This window comes from Polaromonas sp. LjRoot131 (genome assembly GCF_964252805.1).
Taxonomy (GTDB): domain Bacteria; phylum Pseudomonadota; class Gammaproteobacteria; order Burkholderiales; family Burkholderiaceae_C; genus Polaromonas.
Genome location: NZ_CAXUPF020000008.1, coordinates 51,698 through 67,338, shown reverse-complemented (window position 1 = coordinate 67,338; position 15,641 = coordinate 51,698). Strand labels below are relative to the sequence as shown.

14 protein-coding genes are annotated in these 15,641 nt (G+C 66.5%); 3 read left to right on the top strand and 11 right to left on the bottom strand.

The annotated features are described in order from the left end of the window. Nucleotides 1–113 precede the first annotated feature (113 nt). The 3 genes from ACSQ27_RS23920 to ACSQ27_RS23910 all read right to left on the bottom strand — a co-directional run bounded on the left by ACSQ27_RS23920 (nucleotide 114) and on the right by ACSQ27_RS23910 (nucleotide 2,258). Nucleotides 114–476 carry a 6-pyruvoyl trahydropterin synthase family protein gene (locus ACSQ27_RS23920; protein ID WP_436158029.1) on the bottom strand — a complete coding sequence of 121 codons (363 nt, stop codon included), beginning with the start codon at nucleotides 474–476 and terminating at the stop codon, nucleotides 114–116. Between the two features lie 23 nt (nucleotides 477–499). Further along, nucleotides 500–1,135: a 7-carboxy-7-deazaguanine synthase gene (queE, locus tag ACSQ27_RS23915; protein ID WP_436157993.1), complete on the bottom strand. Its 636-nt coding sequence runs from the start codon at nucleotides 1,133–1,135 to the stop codon at nucleotides 500–502. 238 nt (nucleotides 1,136–1,373) lie between these two features. Then, on the bottom strand, nucleotides 1,374–2,258 hold the full coding sequence (locus ACSQ27_RS23910) for a LysR substrate-binding domain-containing protein (protein WP_436157992.1): 885 nt from the start codon (nucleotides 2,256–2,258) through the stop codon (nucleotides 1,374–1,376). A 106-nt stretch (nucleotides 2,259–2,364) separates the two neighbouring features. Here ACSQ27_RS23910 and ACSQ27_RS23905 point away from each other — a divergent pair, with 106 nt between their 5' ends. Then, nucleotides 2,365–2,769, top strand: a complete 405-nt coding sequence (locus tag ACSQ27_RS23905) for a tautomerase family protein (RefSeq protein WP_436157991.1) — start codon at nucleotides 2,365–2,367, stop codon at nucleotides 2,767–2,769. 16 nt (nucleotides 2,770–2,785) lie between these two features. Here the strand turns inward: ACSQ27_RS23905 and ACSQ27_RS23900 are convergent, their stop codons facing one another. From ACSQ27_RS23900 to ACSQ27_RS23870, 7 genes are all read right to left on the bottom strand, one after another. Continuing rightward, a complete protein-coding gene (locus ACSQ27_RS23900) occupies nucleotides 2,786–4,078 on the bottom strand; it encodes a YbfB/YjiJ family MFS transporter (RefSeq protein WP_436157990.1) in 1,293 nt (430 codons plus the stop codon). Nucleotides 4,079–4,169: 91 nt separating this feature from the next. Next, the gene (locus tag ACSQ27_RS23895; RefSeq protein WP_436157989.1) at nucleotides 4,170–5,213 is read right to left on the bottom strand and encodes an adenosine deaminase; all 1,044 of its coding nucleotides are present in this window, start codon (nucleotides 5,211–5,213) and stop codon (nucleotides 4,170–4,172) included. A gap of 189 nt (nucleotides 5,214–5,402) precedes the next feature. Beyond that, a complete protein-coding gene (locus ACSQ27_RS23890) occupies nucleotides 5,403–6,560 on the bottom strand; it encodes a BMP family ABC transporter substrate-binding protein (protein WP_436157988.1) in 1,158 nt (385 codons plus the stop codon). Nucleotides 6,561–6,651: 91 nt separating this feature from the next. Further along, complete coding sequence (locus tag ACSQ27_RS23885; RefSeq protein WP_436157987.1) at nucleotides 6,652–7,572, bottom strand: ABC transporter permease; 921 nt, start codon at nucleotides 7,570–7,572, stop codon at nucleotides 6,652–6,654. Continuing rightward, nucleotides 7,572–8,684, bottom strand: a complete 1,113-nt coding sequence (locus tag ACSQ27_RS23880; protein ID WP_436157986.1) for an ABC transporter permease — start codon at nucleotides 8,682–8,684, stop codon at nucleotides 7,572–7,574. The genes ACSQ27_RS23885 and ACSQ27_RS23880 overlap by 1 nt, the downstream gene beginning before the upstream one ends. Then, on the bottom strand, nucleotides 8,671–10,230 hold the full coding sequence (locus ACSQ27_RS23875; protein WP_436157985.1) for an ABC transporter ATP-binding protein: 1,560 nt from the start codon (nucleotides 10,228–10,230) through the stop codon (nucleotides 8,671–8,673). The genes ACSQ27_RS23880 and ACSQ27_RS23875 overlap by 14 nt, the downstream gene beginning before the upstream one ends. Nucleotides 10,231–10,300: 70 nt before the next feature. After that, the gene (locus ACSQ27_RS23870) at nucleotides 10,301–11,233 is read right to left on the bottom strand and encodes a LysR family transcriptional regulator (RefSeq protein WP_436157984.1); all 933 of its coding nucleotides are present in this window, start codon (nucleotides 11,231–11,233) and stop codon (nucleotides 10,301–10,303) included. Between the two features lie 69 nt (nucleotides 11,234–11,302). Here ACSQ27_RS23870 and ACSQ27_RS23865 point away from each other — a divergent pair, with 69 nt between their 5' ends. Next, nucleotides 11,303–12,862 carry a xanthine dehydrogenase small subunit gene (locus ACSQ27_RS23865; RefSeq protein WP_436157983.1) on the top strand — a complete coding sequence of 520 codons (1,560 nt, stop codon included), beginning with the start codon at nucleotides 11,303–11,305 and terminating at the stop codon, nucleotides 12,860–12,862. Next, nucleotides 12,859–15,267: a xanthine dehydrogenase molybdopterin binding subunit gene (xdhB, locus tag ACSQ27_RS23860; RefSeq protein ID WP_436157982.1), complete on the top strand. Its 2,409-nt coding sequence runs from the start codon at nucleotides 12,859–12,861 to the stop codon at nucleotides 15,265–15,267. The genes ACSQ27_RS23865 and xdhB overlap by 4 nt, the downstream gene beginning before the upstream one ends. A 12-nt stretch (nucleotides 15,268–15,279) precedes the next feature. Here xdhB and ACSQ27_RS23855 read toward each other — a convergent pair whose 3' ends face one another. Beyond that, on the bottom strand, nucleotides 15,280–15,618 hold the full coding sequence (locus ACSQ27_RS23855; protein ID WP_436157981.1) for an antibiotic biosynthesis monooxygenase: 339 nt from the start codon (nucleotides 15,616–15,618) through the stop codon (nucleotides 15,280–15,282). Between the last annotated feature and the right edge of the window lie 23 nt (nucleotides 15,619–15,641).

The following is a 15,641-nucleotide window of genomic DNA, read 5'->3' as shown; positions in this document are numbered from 1 at the left end:
GGGGCTAGGTTACCGCAGCGGATGCGCACCGCGATATGTAAAACGCGATAAGGTGTATCGGACGCCGTTGGCCCTCACCCTAACCCTCTCCCAGGGGGAGAGGGAACAAGAGTTCACCGGCTCACGCGACAGCCGTCACCCAGCGAGGCGCGCCAGACGCGCACCGAGGTCAGCCCCGGCAAACGCGCATCGAGCTTGCGGAAGATGAACTGGCAGAGGTTTTCGAGCGTGGGCGGGCCCAGGTCTTTCACGTCGTCGAGCAGGTGGTGGTCCAGTTCCTCGCGCAGCACGGCGATTTCGCGCCGCACCAGGCCCAGGTCCATCACCATGCCGGTGGTGGCGTCAGGCTCGCCGGCCACAAACACCTCGGCGTTGTAGGTGTGGCCGTGCACACGCTTGCTGCCTTCGGCCTCGATGGCGCGCTTGAGCGTGTGGGCCGCGTCAAAGTAAAAAGTCTGGCTGATCTCGCAGCGCATGGGTTCTGGCGTGGGAAGCTTCTTCATCGGATGCCCGTGATCTTGTGGGTCTGCAGGCTGAGCCGCCAGGCCGGGCGCGCCATGCACAGCTGGATGCAGGTTTCAGTGTTCTGCTGGCGCTGGGGGTTGTCCATGGGCTGCAGGTAGCGGTGCGTGAAGTCGGCAGCTTCGAGCTCGGCCAGGTCAAAACTGGGCTGGGGCCAGACCACCTTGAGTTCCTGGCCCGCGCGCTGCACCCAGGGGGCGCCGGCCTTGGGGCTCACGCAAATCCAGTCTATGCCTTCGGGCGCGGCAATCGTGCCGTTGGTCTCGACCGCGATCTGGAAACCGCGCGCATGCAGGGCCGCGATCAGTTTCGCGTCCACCTGCAGCAGCGGCTCGCCGCCTGTCATCACCACAAAGCGGTGCGCGCTGTCGCCGGCCGGCCATTGCGCGGCAATACGGTCGGCCAGCGCGTCGGCATCACGAAACTTGCCGCCCAGCGTGCCGTCGGTACCCACAAAGTCGGTGTCACAGAACTGGCAGACGGCGCTGGCGCGGTCCTGCTCGCGGCCGGACCAGAGGTTGCAGCCGGCAAAGCGGCAGAACACCGCAGGCCGCCCGGCATTGGCGCCCTCGCCCTGCAAAGTGTAGAAAATTTCCTTGACCTGGTAGCTCATGGCGCGGCCTGCGCAGGCACCTGCAGGTGCAAGGTCGAAGGGAAAGAAAGATAAATAAAACAGGCGCCCACACAAGCCGAAAGACCGGGGGTCGCGAGGTTTTTATACATGGTAGTCCTCTACATGGCCCCGGAGATAAGCGGATGCGGGCGCGCCGGGACAGCACGCCGAAGGCCCTGATTTTAGCGGTTCAGGGCTGATGGCGGGTTTTCAGGGGATTTGCGGACGGATTTCGGCCTCAAGGCACAGGCATCTCGCGCGCCTGCGCTTGCAGCCAGTCGCAGAAGCTGTCCAGCCGCGCATGCGGCCCGGCCCGGCGCAGGGCCACGTACTGGTAGGCGCTTTCCTCAAAGCCCAGCGGCGCCACCAGGCGGCCGGCGCGCAGGTCGTCCATCACCAGGTGCCAAGGTGCGATGCAGACACCCAGACCGCCCACCGCGGCTTCCAGCGTGAAGTAATAGTGTTCGAAGGCCGGGCCGCCCGGCCCCGGCAAAGCCACACCCCGTGACTCGCACCATGTCTGCCACGCGTCGGGCCGCGTGCGGGTGTGCAGCAGCGGCAGGCCGGCCAGGTCCTGGGGCTGGTGCACATTCGCTCTCGCCGCCAGCGCGGGCGCCATGACCGGCCCCAGGCGCTCGACAAACAGCGGCAGCAAGGTGGCCGAGGCCTGGGCGCCGCGCTCGGCGACCGTGATGGCGAGGTCGTAGCGGCCGCGATCCAGGTCGGCCGCCTGTTCGGCCGCGCTGAGCCGGATCTCGGTCTCCGGGTGCAGCGCGTTGAAGCCGTACAGGCGCGGAATCAGCCATTTGACGGTGAAGGTGCTGAAGCAGGACACGTCCAGCGTGCCGGCATTGCCGCTACGGACCTCGCGCACGGCGGCTTCCATCTGGTCCAGCGCGGCGGACAGCGCCGGCCGCAGCGAGGCGCCGGCGGCCGTCAGCTGCGGCTTGTTTTTGGCGCCTTCGAACAGCGGCACGCCCAGCGCCTGTTCGAGCTGCCGCACCTGCCGGCTGATGGCGCCGGGCGTGACCGAGAGTTCCTCGGCGGCGGCCGTCATGCGGCCCAGCCGGGCGGCGGCCTCAAAGGCGCGCAAGGCGTTCAGGGGTGGGAGGCGGCGCGTCATGATGTGAGTTTATGGCACATACAGCATGCCAACAAATCGTTTGGCCGGGCCGCGCCTGATTGGCAGAATTCGCGCCAGCTGTTTACTTTAATTGAGGAAAAATCACATGCCTTTTATCCGCACCAACGTCCACCAGAGCACCAGTACCGAACACCGGCAGGGCATTGTCGACGGCATACACCAGGCCCTGGTCGAGAGCATAGGGATGCCGGAAGACGAGCTCTTCAACATGGTGAACAACTACGATGCGCGGCAATTTTTCTTCAACCGGACCTTCAACGGCATGGCGCGCTCGGACAAACCGGTGGTCGTCGAGATCACGCTGCGGCGCGGCCGCAGCGATGCGATGAAACGCGCGCTTTACGCGGCCATCGCGCGCAACCTGAAAGCCAATGCCGGTGTGGCGCCCGACGACGTTTTTATCTTCATGCACGAGAACGACTACTCGGACTGGTCGGTGGGCGGCGGCAAGTTCGCCATGGCGCTGGTGCAGCAGCCCGGCCCGGGTTGAAAAGAAAGCGCCGTGCTTATTTGCCGACCGCGGCAGGGCCGGCCGGCAGCGCCGGCAGCACCGGATAGGCCCTGGCCATCCACAGGTACATCACGGCGCCCACCAGCAGCGAAGCGGCGGCGATCTCCAGCGACAGGGTGAAACCCGCGCTCGCGCTGGGCGTGCGCTTGAGCAGCACCGCGACCAGCGGCGGGCCGAGGATTTGCCCCACGCCGTAGGTGGCGGTCAGCAGGCCCATGAAACTCGCGGCCGTGGCGGGCTTGAGGCGGCGCACTTCCTGCATCGCAAAAAAGGTAATGGCGGTAAACGGCATGCCCAGCATCAGGCTGCCGATGGCAAAGCCCGCGAGGCTGGGGCTCCAGAGGCTGGCCGCGATACCCAGGGCCTGCAAAAAATAGCAGCCCGCCAGCAGCAGGCGGAAATCCTTGCCCGGCGGCAGTCGCGTGGCCAGCAGCGCGCCCAGCATCACGCCCAGGCCGAAGATGGGCCAGAACATGTCCAGCCAGGCCGAGCCCGGCAAGGCCGCGCGCGCGATCACGGGCAGAAAGGTGGCGGTGATGATGTAGCCGAAACCGGCCAGGCCGTAGGCCAGCGTCAGCAGCGTCATCTCGGCATGGCCGTGGTGCTGGGGCGCCGCACCGGGCAAAGCAGCCGCGCGCGGCGCCAGCGCGACCAGGCGTTCGTCGCCGCCGCGCAGGATGTGCCACACCAGGGCCGCCAGCACAAACGACAGCGCGCCGAACAGCATCCAGCCCGTGGCGGCCGTCCAGTGCCAGGCCACCATGCCGGTGGCAAACAGGCCGCTGACCACAATGCCGGCGCCCGGGCCGACGTAGATGATGCCGCCCATCGCAGGTACGCCGCGTTTGGCCAGTTGCGAGAGGCACCAACCCGACGTGAACACAAACACCACCGCACTCGTGACGCCCGCTGCGAATCGCAGCAGCGGCCAGGCAGCGGGGAAGTGCCAGCCCATGGCCAGCGTGAGCACACCCGTGGCGACCAGCCCGGCGCGCACCAGCGAGGAATAGGCCAGCGAGGGCAACCCCTTGAAGCGCGCCCACAGCCAGGGTTGCAGCGTGCAGAGAATGGCGCCCAGCATGTAGCCGAAGTAGTTGGCACTGGCCAGCCAGCTGGCCGTCGGCAGGTCGACCACGCCGTCGCTCAGCATCATGGGCAAGAGCGGCGTGAAGGCAAAACGGCCTATGCCCATGGCGACGGCCAGCGCCACCAGCCCGGCGAGGGCAATGGGCCAGGCGCCGTGCGGCGTGGGGGAAGACTCTTGATGCGGCTGCGATGTGGAGGCCATGCCCGGGGTCCTTGCTTGCTTCAGGGTTCTACCCGGATCATACGTTTGGGTCGCCGCCGAGGCAGGCGCCGACGGAAATAACCCCGCGCGTTCAGCTGAAGCGCTCAAAGCTTTCGTTGAGGCGGTCCACATAACGCGCCTTGGCCGGGGCGTCGATAAAGCTGGCCTCGAAGCTGTTGCGCGCCAGCATGTAGGCGTGACGGGCGTCCATGCCGGTGGCCGCGAAGGTCTGCGTGAAGTTCTCGTTCATGTAGCCGCCGAAGTAGGCCGGGTCGTCCGAGTTGACGGTAGCCGCCAGGCCGGCGTCCAGCAACTCGCGCAGGTTGTGGCTGGCCAGGTCGGGGAACACGCAGAGCTTGAGGTTAGACAGCGGGCACACCGTCAGCGCGATGCGGTCCTGGGCCAGGCGCTGCATCAGCAGCGGGTCGCGGCTGGAACGCACGCCGTGGTCCACGCGCTCGACCTTGAGCACGTCCAGCGCCGTCCAGACGTATTCGGGCGGGCCTTCTTCACCCGCATGGGCGACCAGGTGAAAGCCCAGCTCGCGGCAGCGTGCGAACACACGCGCGAACTTCTCGGGCGGGTTGCCGACCTCGCCGGAATCCAGGCCTATGCCGAGAATCAAGTCGCGGAAAGGCAAGGCCTGCTCCAGCGTCTCAAACGCATCCTCCTCGCTCAGGTGGCGCAGGAAACACAGGATCAGCGAAGCGCTGACGCCCAGCTCGGCCTGCGCGTCCACGCAGGCGCGGTGCAGGCCCTTGACGACGGTCTCCATGCTGACGCCGCGCGCGGTATGCGTCTGCGGGTCGAAGAACATCTCGGTGTGCACCACGTTGTCGGCGGCGGCCTTGCGCAGGTAGGCCTGCGCCATGTCGTAAAAGTCCTGCTCGGTGATCAGCACGCTGGCGCCGGCGTAGTAAATGTCGAGAAAGCTCTGCAGGTTGGTGAAGGCGTAGGCGCTGCGCAGCTCCTCGACGCTGGCGTACGGGATGGCCACGCCATTGCGGCTGGCCAGCGCGAAGATCAGTTCGGGCTCCAGCGAGCCCTCGATGTGCATGTGCAGCTCGGCCTTGGGCATGCGCCTGAGCAGCTCGGGCAGGCGATCCGCTGCGATGGGTTTGACGGAAAAAGTCATGTCGGCTCCCTAAACAAAAAAGCTGCCCGAAGGCAGCGTGTTACTCCTTCCCCCGCTGGGGGAAGGTTGGGATGGGGGCCGGTGCGGTGGCATGCCGCATCGGCTTTGCAATCGCCGCTGGCCCTCACCCCTGCCCTCTCCCAGAGGGAGAGGGAGCAATAGCCCACCCTCCCAAGGGAAAGCGAAGCATCAGTTACCTGGAACCTTGCCTTCAACACCCTTCACATACGTCTTCAGCCCACCCAGGAATTTGTCATCAGCCACCACGTCTTTCGCCAGCAGCTCCTTGCCGGTGTTGTCGGTGATAGGGCCTTTCCAGATCGAGAAGCTGCCGTCCTTCAGGCCGGCCTTGACTTCGTCGATGCGTTTTTTGGTGTCGTCGGGCACGTCCGCGGCAATCGACACGATGTCGATCGCGCCTTCCTTGACACCCCACCAGGCGGCGGTGTTGCCTTTCCATGTGCCGTCCAGCGCCTCACCCACGGCCTTGACGTAGTAAGGGCCCCAGTTGATCACGGCTGAGGCCAGGTGGGCCTTGGGGCCGTAGGCGGTCATGTCGGAGTCCCAGCCGAAGGCGCGCTTGCCCATTTTTTCGGCGGTCTGCAGCACGGCGGAGGAGTCGGTGTTCTGGAACAGCACGTCGGCGCCGCCGTTGATCAGGGCGGTGGCGGCTTCGGTTTCCTTGGGCGGGTTGAACCATTCGTTGACCCACACCACCTTGGTCTTGACCTTGGGGTTGACCGACTGCGCGCCCAGCGTGAAGCTGTTGATGTTGCGCACGACTTCGGGAATCGGCACCGAGCCGACCACGCCCAGCGTGCCGGTCTTGCTCATCTTGCCGGCGATCACGCCGGCCATGTAGGCGCCTTCGTAGGTGCGGCTGTCATAGGTGCGCATGTTGTCGGCCTGCTTGTAGCCGGTGGCGTGCTCGAACTTCACGTCCTTGGTGTCGCCGGCGACCTTGAGCATGGGTTCCATGTAGCCGAAGGTGGTGCCGAAGATCAGCTTGTTGCCCTGGGCCGCCATGTCGCGGATCACGCGCTCGGCGTCGGCCGACTCGGGCACTTTTTCGACAAAACTCGTGATGACCTTGTCGCCGTAGGCCTGCTGCACCGCCTTGCGGCCGTTGTCGTGCGCATAGGTCCAGCCGCCGTCGCCCACCGGGCCGACGTAGGCGAAAGCGATCTTCAGGGGCTCGGCCTTGGCGGCGGGCGCCGAAGCCGCGGGCGCGGCGGCGGGAGCTGCCGGGGCGGCCTCTTCCTTTTTGCCGCAGCCCACCAGGGCCGCCGCAGCCACTGCGGACAGGGCCGCCAGCTTGAGCAGGGAACGTTTTTGCAGGTCAGTCATGTCATCTCGCTTTCGTGGAAGGAAGGTGAAGAAAGTAAAACAGGGTGCGCGGAAAAAATGCAATTATGCGGCGGAAACCCGGGGCAGGCTCTCATGCGCCGGGGTAAAACGGCTTGCCGATGGAACTGGGCATGTTGACGCGAATCCACAGCGGGTTGCGCGAAATCAGCACCAGCACCACGATGGTGGCCAGGTAGGGCAGCATGCTCAAAAACTGCGTGGGCACGTTCACGCCCAGGCTTTGCAGGTGGAACTGCAGCATGGTCACGCCGCCGAACAGGTAAGCGCCAAGCAACACCCGTGCCGGGCGCCAGGTGGCGAAGGTGGTGAGCGCCAGCGCGATCCAGCCCTTGCCGGCGATCATGCCCTCCACCCACAGCGGCGTGTAGGCCACCGACACATAGGCGCCGGCCAGGCCGCACAGCGCGCCGCCGGCCACCACGGCCGCCAGGCGTATGCGCCGCACCGGGTAGCCCAGCGCATGCGCCGATTCAGGGCTTTCGCCGACCGAGCGCAGCACCAGGCCGGCGCGCGTGCGGTACAAAAACCAGATGAGCCCGGCCGTCAGCGCCATCGCGATATAGACCATGGGGTGCTGGCGGAACAGCGCCGGGCCCAGCAGCGGGACGTCGGCCAGGAAGGGAATCGGGTAGTGCGCCTGCTCGGGCAGTTTCTCCTGCACGTACTTGATGCCGGCAAAGGCCGAAAACCCGCCGCCGAACAGGCTCAGCGCCAGGCCGGTCGCGTACTGGTTGGTGTTGAGCCAGATCACCAGCACGCCGAAGATCGCCGCGAGAAAGGCCCCCGCCGCCATGCCGGCCGCAAAGCCCAGCCAGCTGTTGCCGGTGTGCACCACGGTGGCAAAGCCGGCGATGGCGGCGCACAGCATCATGCCCTCGGCGCCCAGGTTGACGATGCCGGCTTTTTCATTGATCAGCAGGCCCAGGGCCGCGATGGCCAGCACGGTGCCGGCGCTCAGCGTCGCGGCGATCAGCAGCGCGGTCGAATCCATCACGCGCCTCCTTTCAGGACTTCGGAAGACGGCGGCGTGGCCACCGGCATGGTGATGGGCTTGGCCAGCCGCAGGCGGTAGGCGATCAGCGTGTCGCAGGCCAGCAGGCTGAACAGCAGCAGGCCCTGGAACACGCCGGTGATGGACTTGGGCAGGCCCAGGCGCGACTGCGCGAGCTCGCCGCCTATGTAGAACATGCTCATCAGGAGGGCCGAGAACACCACGCCCACCGGGTGCAGCCGGCCGACAAAGGCCACGATGATGGCGGCAAAACCGTAGCCCGCCGGCACATAGGGCGTGAGCTGGCCTATGGGGCCGGCCACTTCGAGCGCCCCGGCCAGGCCGGCGGCACCGCCCGAGGTCAGCAAGGCCAGCCACAGCGCGCGGCGCGACGAGAAGCCGGCGTAACGCGCGGCCGCCGGCGCCAGGCCGCTGACCTCATGCCGGAAGCCCGCATAGGTGCGGAACAAAAACAGCCACAGCCCCGCCACGCCCAGCAGGGCGAGGACGATGCCGATGTTCACGCGCGAGCCCTGCATCAGGCGCGGGATCTGCGTCACGGCCTCGAAGGTCTTGGTCTGCGGGAAGTTGTAGCCGTTCGGGTCTTTCCAGGGGCCGAAGACCAGGAAATTGAGCACCATGTCGGCCACGTAGACCAGCATCAGGCTGACCAGGATTTCATTGGCGTTGAAGCGGTCGCGCAGCAGGGCCGTGATGCCGGCCCAGGCCATGCCGCCCAGGATGCCGGCCAGCAGGACCGCGGGAATGATCCATGGGCCGGTGGTTTTTTCCGCCAGCAAGGCGATGCCGCCGGCCGCGACCGCGCCCATGACGAACTGGCCTTCGGCGCCGATGTTCCAGACATTGGAGCGAAAGCACACGGCCAGGCCCAGCGCGATGATGAGCAGCGGCGTGGCCTTGACCAGCAGTTCGCCGATGGCATAGGGCGACTTGATGGGTTCCCAGAAAAACACCTGCAGGCCCTTGACCGGGTCCTTGCCCAGCGCCACGAACAGCGCCACGCCTATCAGCACGGTGATCAGCAAGGCCAGCAGGGGCGAGGCGTAGCTCCAGAAGGCGGACGGCTGGGGGCGGACTTCAAGCTGTGCCATGCGATGCCTCCGTCTGCGTCCACAGGCCGCTCATCCACTGGCCCACGCGCTCCACCGTGGCGTCGGCACGCGGCAGCGAGGGCGAGAGCTGCCCTTTGGCCATCACGTAAAGCCGGTCGCAGATGTCGAACAGCTCTTCCAGTTCTTCGCTGACCACCAGCACGGCGCAGCCGGCGTCGCGCAGCTTGAGCAGTTCGCCGCGTATCTGCGTGGCCGCGCCCACGTCCACGCCCCAGGTCGGCTGCGAGACGATCAGCAGCGCGGGTTTCGCGTCGATCTCGCGGCCCATGATGAATTTCTGCAGATTGCCGCCCGAGAGCGACTTGGCCACCGCCTGCGGCCCGCCCGACTTGACCTTGTAGGCGGCGATGATGCGCTCGGCCTGCGCCTGCAGCGCGCTGCCGTTCAGCCAGCCATTGCCGGCCACGGACTCCTTGCGCGTGAGCAGCAGGTTGCGCGCCAGCGAGAGCGAAGGAACGGCGCCGCGGCCCAGGCGTTCCTCGGGCACACAGTGCAGGCCCAGCGCACGCCGCCGGCCCGGCCCCAGCTTGCCCACGGGCTGGCCCTTGACCACGATCGCATCGGCGGCGGCTCGGGTGTCTTCGCCCGAGAGCGCATACAGCAGCTCCTTCTGGCCGTTGCCCGAGACGCCGGCAATGCCGACGACTTCGCCGGCGCGGACCTGCAGGGCCACCTCGTGCAGGTCCACGCCGAACTGTTCTTCCTTGGGCAAATCGAGTTGCCTGACGTCCAGCACCACGGCGCCGGCGTGCAGCTCGCGGTGCTCCAGCGCGGGCGGCTCGGCGCCTATCATGAGGCGGCTCAGCGAGGCGTTGGATTCCTGGCGCGGGTCGCATTCGCCCGAGACCTTGCCGCCGCGCAGCACCGTGCAGGCGGTGCACAGCGCGCGGATTTCATGCAGCTTGTGGCTGATGTACAAAATGCTGCAGCCCTGGGCGGCCAGCTGGCGCAGGGTGACAAACAGGTTTTCGACCGCCTGCGGCGTCAGCACCGAGGTCGGCTCGTCCAGGATCAGCAGCCGGGGATGCGTGAGCAGCGCGCGCACGATCTCCACGCGCTGGCGTTCACCCACGCTGAGCGTGTGCACCGGCCGCGTCGGGTCCAGCTGCAGGCCGTAGGCCTGCGTGGTCTCGGTGATGCGCTTGGACACCTCGGCCAGGCTTAAATGTTTGTCCAGCCCCAGCCAGACGTTTTCGGCCACCGTGAGCGTGTCGAACAGGCTGAAATGCTGGAACACCATGCTGATACCCAGCGCGCGCGCCTCGTGCGGGTTGCGCACCGTCACGGGCTGGCCGTCCATTTCCACAGTGCCGCCGTCGGGCCTGACGGCGCCGTAGATGATTTTCATCAGGGTGGACTTGCCCGCCCCGTTTTCGCCGAGCACGGCGTGGATCTCGCCCGGCTGCACGGCCAGCGAGACATGGCTGTTGGCCACCACGCCGGGATAACTTTTGCTGATGCCCTCAAGCCGCAGCCGCGGGGGCGGCCCGGAAGGGCTGTCGGTCTGGGGCGGTGTTGCGGTCATTGTCTCGTGGTGTCCCGTTTTTTTCGTCTTCTATTGTCTTATGGCTTTTTGCCTGGCCGGCCCGTGGCCGCTATTCCTTGCGCAGCATGGACGCCACGGACTTGACCCGGTCGCGCAGCCATTTCGCGGCGTTGGAGGCGTGCGTGCGTTCGTGCCAGAGCTGGTAATACATCATGCGGGGGAAGGCGACCGGGCTGGGCAGTATTGTGACCGGCAGGATGCCGGCAAAACGTTCGCAGTACTGGCGGCCGGTGGTCATCACCAGCAAGCTTGATGCCACCATGGACGGCATCAGGCCGAAATGCGGGCAGCGCACCGTGATGTTGCGCGACAGGCCCAGCGTGTCCAGGTGTTCGTCGATCACGCCCTTGGCGCCCGGGTGCAGCGCCGAGGGCGCGATGTGCTCGGCCTCCAGCCAGCTCGCGCTGTCCCAGCCGCGGCGCACCGCCGGGTGGTCCTTGGCCACCAGGCAGACCACCTCGTCGCCGAACAGGCGCGCCATGTGCAGGTCGTCGGGCGGCGCGGCCCAGTTGCCGATCACGATGTCGGCCTGGCCCTGGGCCAGCTGCGCGCGGTAATCGGAGTCGGCCGACAGCGGCTGGATCTCGATGCGGCAGCGCGGCGCCTGCGCCTTCACCTGCGCGACCAGCTGCGGCAGGAACAGGGGATCGAGGTAGTCGCTGGCCGCCAGGCGGAAGGTGGTGTCGGCCGTGGCCGGGTCAAAGCCCCGGGCGTCGCTGAACAGCATGCCGGCCGCGCGCAGGATGCTGGCCGAGGGCTCAATCATGCGCAGCCCGGCGTCGGTGGGCACCATGCCCGCGCCCGAACGCACCAGGATGGGGTCGCCGGCCAGCGCGCGCAGGCGCTTGAGCGCCGCGCTGACGGCGGGCTGGTACATACCCAGGCGGATGGCGGCGCGTGATACGCTGCGTTCAGTAAGCACGGTGTTCAAGACCCTGATGAGATGGAGGTCTATCTTGTCGAAAAGCGCCTGGTCTTTCATACCCTTTCACCCATGCGCCTGATATGGGCTTTGATATGCCGGGCACGGCGCGAGTGTTTAACCTGAAGCATGGCTGTCCCACTTTTTTCCAGACCTATCCGCTTCATCAGGCGGGGCGAGGTTGTTTCCGTCAGCAATGTACCACCCAGCCGTACCCTGCTGGAGCTGCTGCGCGAGGACCTGGCCTGCACCGGCACCAAGGAAGGCTGCGGCGAAGGTGACTGCGGCGCCTGTACTGTGGTGCTGGGCGAGGCCGAGGGCGGGCAGGTCCGCTATCGCGCCATCAACAGCTGCATACGCCTGGCGCATTCGATTGACGGCATGGCTCTATGGACAGTTGAGGATATTGCCCAGGAGGGCGCCCTGCACCCCGTCCAGCAAGCCATGGTGAATGAACACGGTAGCCAATGCGGCTTCTGCACTCCCGGTTTTGTCATGAGCCTGTTCGGCATGTACCAGAACCACGTGTGCCAGGGCAAGCCCATCACCCGTGAACTGGCGCAGGAAGAACTCTCGGGCAACCTCTGCCGCTGCACCGGCTACCGGCCCATCCTCGATGCCGCGCAGGCCATGGCCGCGCTGCCGCCCGTGAAGGTCGATGAAAGCGCCCTGCTGCGCCAGCTCAAGTCGGTCCGCACCGAGCCGGGCGTGACCGAAGCCGAGTACCTGGCCCCGCGCACGCTGGCCGGCCTGCTGCGGGCCCGTGCCAGCCAGCCTGGCGCCCAGCTGGTGGCCGGCTGCACCGACGTGGGACTCTGGGTCACCAAGATGCACAAGGAATTCGGCCAGGTGCTGGACGTCACCCAGGTCGAAGAACTTCGGCGTATCGAGCACTACCCGCACCACATCGCTATAGGCGCGGCTGTGACCTTGGCTGATGCGTATGCCGCGCTGGAAAAAGACCGGCCGCAACTACATAACTTCGCGGCACGTTTTGCCGGCCTGCCGGTGCGCAACTCGGGCACGCTGGGCGGCAATGTTGCGAATGGTTCGCCGATCGGCGACTCCATGCCGTTGTTGATTGCGCTGGGTGCGAACGTGGTGCTCATGAGTGTGCGTGGGCACCGGGAGATGCCGCTGGAAAAGCTTTACACCGGCTATCGCACGAGTGTGATGGCGGTAGACGAGGTGCTGGCCTGGATCAAGGTGCCGAGGCCGGGGAGCCCTCACCCTAACCCTCTCCCAGGGGGAGAGGGGATTGATAAGACAAACCGTGTTGCTCCCTCGCCCCTCTGGGGAGAGGGCTGGGGTGAGGGGCCGGAACGGCTACGGGTCTACAAAATCTCCAAACGCTATGACGACGACATCTCCGCCGTCTGCCTCGCGATCAATCTGCAGGTTAAAGACGGCAAGGTCACCGCCGCATCGATAGGCGCGGGCGGCGTCGCCGCCACCCCCGTGCGCGCCGTCCAGACCGAAGCGGCGCTGAGGGGCCAGCCCTGGACCCAGGCCACCGTCCGCCAGGCCATGGCCGCCCTGCGCGCCGAGTTCTCGCCGATTTCCGACATGCGGGCTTCGGCCGCCTACCGCAGCGAGGTGCTGGGCAACCTGCTGCAGCGCTACTGGCTGGAAAGCCAGGGCCTGCAACAGATCAACCTGGCGTCCTTCCGGCTGGAGGAGGCCGCATGAACGCCAAGGACATTCCCGTGAGCCGCGACGCCGTGGCCGACCCGGAGCTGCGCACGGCCAATGCCCGCGCCGACAGCGTGCCGCCCGCCGACCCGGCTGAAAAGCAGTCGCTGGCCCGCCAGCCCGCCTTCGCGCGCGCGGCCGGCCGCTCCACACCGCATGAAAGCGCGCGCGCGCAGGTGGCCGGCGCCGCCACCTATGTCGACGACATTCCCGAAGTGCGCGGCACGCTGCATGCGGCGCCGATTTTGTCCACCGTGGCGCATGGCAAGTTGCTGGGCGTGGACACCGCCGCCGCCCTGGCCATGCCGGGCGTGCGCGACGTGATCCTGGCACGCGACATTCCGGGCGACCCGGTGCTCGGAAATTTTTCGCACGACGAACCGGTGTTCGCGCAGGGTACGGTGCAGCACATAGGCCAGGTCATCGGCGTGGTGGTGGCGGACACCGTCATGCAGGCACGCCGCGCCGCGCGCAAGGTGGTGTGCACCATCGAGCCCCTGCCCGCCCTGCTCAAGGTGCAGGACTCGCTCAAGGCCGAAAGTTATGTGCTGCCGCCGGTCTTCGTCAAACGCGGCGACGCGGCGGGTGCCCTCAAAAAGGCGGCGCATAGATTGCACGGCACGCTCGAAGTCGGCGGCCAGGAACACTTCTACCTTGAAGGCCAGGTCGCCTACGTGGTGCCGCAGGAACAGCAGCAATGGCTGGTGTATTCCAGCACCCAGCACCCCGGCGAGATCCAGCACTGGGTGTCGCACGCGCTGGGCATTGCCAATCATGCGGTGCGCGTCGAATGCCGGCGCATGGGCGGCGGCTTTGGCGGCAAGGAAACACAGTCGGGCCAGATGGCTGTCTGGGCCGCCATCGCCGCGCACAAGCTGCACTGCCCCGTCAAGCTGCGGCTGGACCGCGACGACGACTTTCTGGTCACCGGCAAGCGCCATCCCTTCGCCTATGAATACGAGGTGGGCTTTGACGCCACCGGCCGCCTCACCGGCCTCAAGCTGACCATGGCGGTCAACTGCGGTTTCAGCGCCGACCTCTCGGGCCCTGTGGCCGACCGCGCGGTCTTCCACGCCGACAACGCCTACTTCCTCGAGGACGTGGAGATCGCGTCCTACCGCTGCAAAACCAACACCCAGAGCAACACCGCCTTCCGCGGTTTCGGCGGGCCGCAGGGCATGATCGTCATCGAGGCCATCATGGGCGACATCGCGCGCAGCCTGGGCCTGGACCCGCTCGACGTACGCAGGCGCAACCTGTACGGCATCGGCGAGCGCGACGTCACGCATTACCAGATGAAGGTCGAGGACAACATCCTGGAACCACTGCTGGCCAGGCTTGAGCAGTCCTCGCAATACAGACAGCGGCGCAATGCCATCGCCGCCTGGAACAAAACCAGCCCCGTCATCCAGCGCGGCATCGCCATCACGCCCGTCAAGTTCGGCATCTCGTTTACCGCCACGCTGTTCAACCAGGCCGGCGCGCTGATGCATGTCTACACCGACGGCAGCGTGCAGGTGAACCACGGCGGCACCGAAATGGGCCAGGGCCTGAACACCAAGGTCGCGCAGATCGTGGCCGACGAACTCGGCGTGCCGCTGGCCCAGGTGCTGGCCACCGCCAGCGACACCAGCAAGATTCCCAACGCCTCGGCCACCGCGGCCTCGGCCGGCACCGACCTCAACGCGCGCGCCGCGCAGTATGCGGCCCGCAACGTGCGCGACAACCTCGCGCAGTTCGTCGCCGGCCTGGACCGCTGCGGCGCGGGCGCCGTGCAGTTCGAGGGGGGCGAAGTCATCACGCCGGCAGGCGCGCGGCCTTTCACCGAAGTCGTGAAGCTGGCCTATGCCAACCGCATCCAGCTGTGGAGCGACGGTTTTTACCGAACGCCGAAAATCCACTACGACAAGGCCACGCTGACCGGCCGGCCGTTTTATTACTTCGCCTACGGCGCGGCCTGCACCGAAGTCGCCATCGACACGCTGACCGGCGAAAGCCGCGTGCTCAAGGTCGACATCCTGCACGACGTGGGCACCAGCATCAACCCGGCCATAGACATAGGCCAGATCGAAGGCGGCTTTGTACAGGGCATGGGCTGGCTCACGACCGAGCAGTTGGTGTGGAACGACAAAGGCCTGCTGAGCACGCACGCGCCCAGCACCTACAAGATCCCCGCGACCGGCGACGTGCCCGAGCATTTCAGGATCGCCCTGTGGCCCGAACCGAACCGCGAAGACAACGTCTTCGGCAGCAAGGCCGTGGGCGAACCGCCGTTGATGCTGGCGATCAGCGTGTATGAGGCCTTGCGCGATGCGATCGCTTTTGCGCGTCACGGCCGGGCTGTCCTGCTGGAGGCGCCGGCAACTCCCGAGCACGTGCTCAAGGCCCTGGGCAGGTCCTGAACAACGCAGCGCTCAAGCCTCCCGGTACATCCCCGAATCCCCACGCACACCCAGCTTCTTGCGGAAGGCCTGGATGTCAAAGCCCTCGCTGGCAAGCTGCTGTTGCATGACGGCCTGGGCGGCGGCCACCGCATCGGCACTGGCCCATTCGACCACCGTCACCACGTCGAACTCGCTGCTGTCGCCGGTCTGGGTCAGCACATGTTTTTGCAGGCAGCCCGGCAGCTCGCCCAGCATGCGCTGGACCTGGTGGATGCGCTCGACAAAAGCGGAGATCGATTGCGAAGGCACCACAAATTTGTCGATGCGGAACACGGACGTGGATACGGGGGTTGAAGATTCACCTGGCATGAGACAACTCCTTTGAAATGGCA

What these genes read in the sequence shown, in the direction of transcription:
- ACSQ27_RS23885 (WP_436157987.1), bottom strand. Translation starts at nt 7,572, where the DNA reads ATGGATTCGACCGCGCTGCTGATCGCCGCGACGCTGAGCGCCGGCACC.
- queE (WP_436157993.1), bottom strand. Translation starts at nt 1,135, where the DNA reads ATGAGCTACCAGGTCAAGGAAATTTTCTACACTTTGCAGGGCGAGGGC.
- ACSQ27_RS23895 (WP_436157989.1), bottom strand. Translation starts at nt 5,213, where the DNA reads ATGACTTTTTCCGTCAAACCCATCGCAGCGGATCGCCTGCCCGAGCTG.
- xdhB (WP_436157982.1), top strand. Translation starts at nt 12,859, where the DNA reads ATGAACGCCAAGGACATTCCCGTGAGCCGCGACGCCGTGGCCGACCCG.
- ACSQ27_RS23905 (WP_436157991.1), top strand. Translation starts at nt 2,365, where the DNA reads ATGCCTTTTATCCGCACCAACGTCCACCAGAGCACCAGTACCGAACAC.
- ACSQ27_RS23865 (WP_436157983.1), top strand. Translation starts at nt 11,303, where the DNA reads ATGGCTGTCCCACTTTTTTCCAGACCTATCCGCTTCATCAGGCGGGGC.
- ACSQ27_RS23870 (WP_436157984.1), bottom strand. Translation starts at nt 11,233, where the DNA reads ATGAAAGACCAGGCGCTTTTCGACAAGATAGACCTCCATCTCATCAGG.
- ACSQ27_RS23875 (WP_436157985.1), bottom strand. Translation starts at nt 10,230, where the DNA reads ATGACCGCAACACCGCCCCAGACCGACAGCCCTTCCGGGCCGCCCCCG.
- ACSQ27_RS23900 (WP_436157990.1), bottom strand. Translation starts at nt 4,078, where the DNA reads ATGGCCTCCACATCGCAGCCGCATCAAGAGTCTTCCCCCACGCCGCAC.
- ACSQ27_RS23855 (WP_436157981.1), bottom strand. Translation starts at nt 15,618, where the DNA reads ATGCCAGGTGAATCTTCAACCCCCGTATCCACGTCCGTGTTCCGCATC.
- ACSQ27_RS23880 (WP_436157986.1), bottom strand. Translation starts at nt 8,684, where the DNA reads ATGGCACAGCTTGAAGTCCGCCCCCAGCCGTCCGCCTTCTGGAGCTAC.
- ACSQ27_RS23910 (WP_436157992.1), bottom strand. Translation starts at nt 2,258, where the DNA reads ATGACGCGCCGCCTCCCACCCCTGAACGCCTTGCGCGCCTTTGAGGCC.
- ACSQ27_RS23920 (WP_436158029.1), bottom strand. Translation starts at nt 476, where the DNA reads ATGCGCTGCGAGATCAGCCAGACTTTTTACTTTGACGCGGCCCACACG.
- ACSQ27_RS23890 (WP_436157988.1), bottom strand. Translation starts at nt 6,560, where the DNA reads ATGACTGACCTGCAAAAACGTTCCCTGCTCAAGCTGGCGGCCCTGTCC.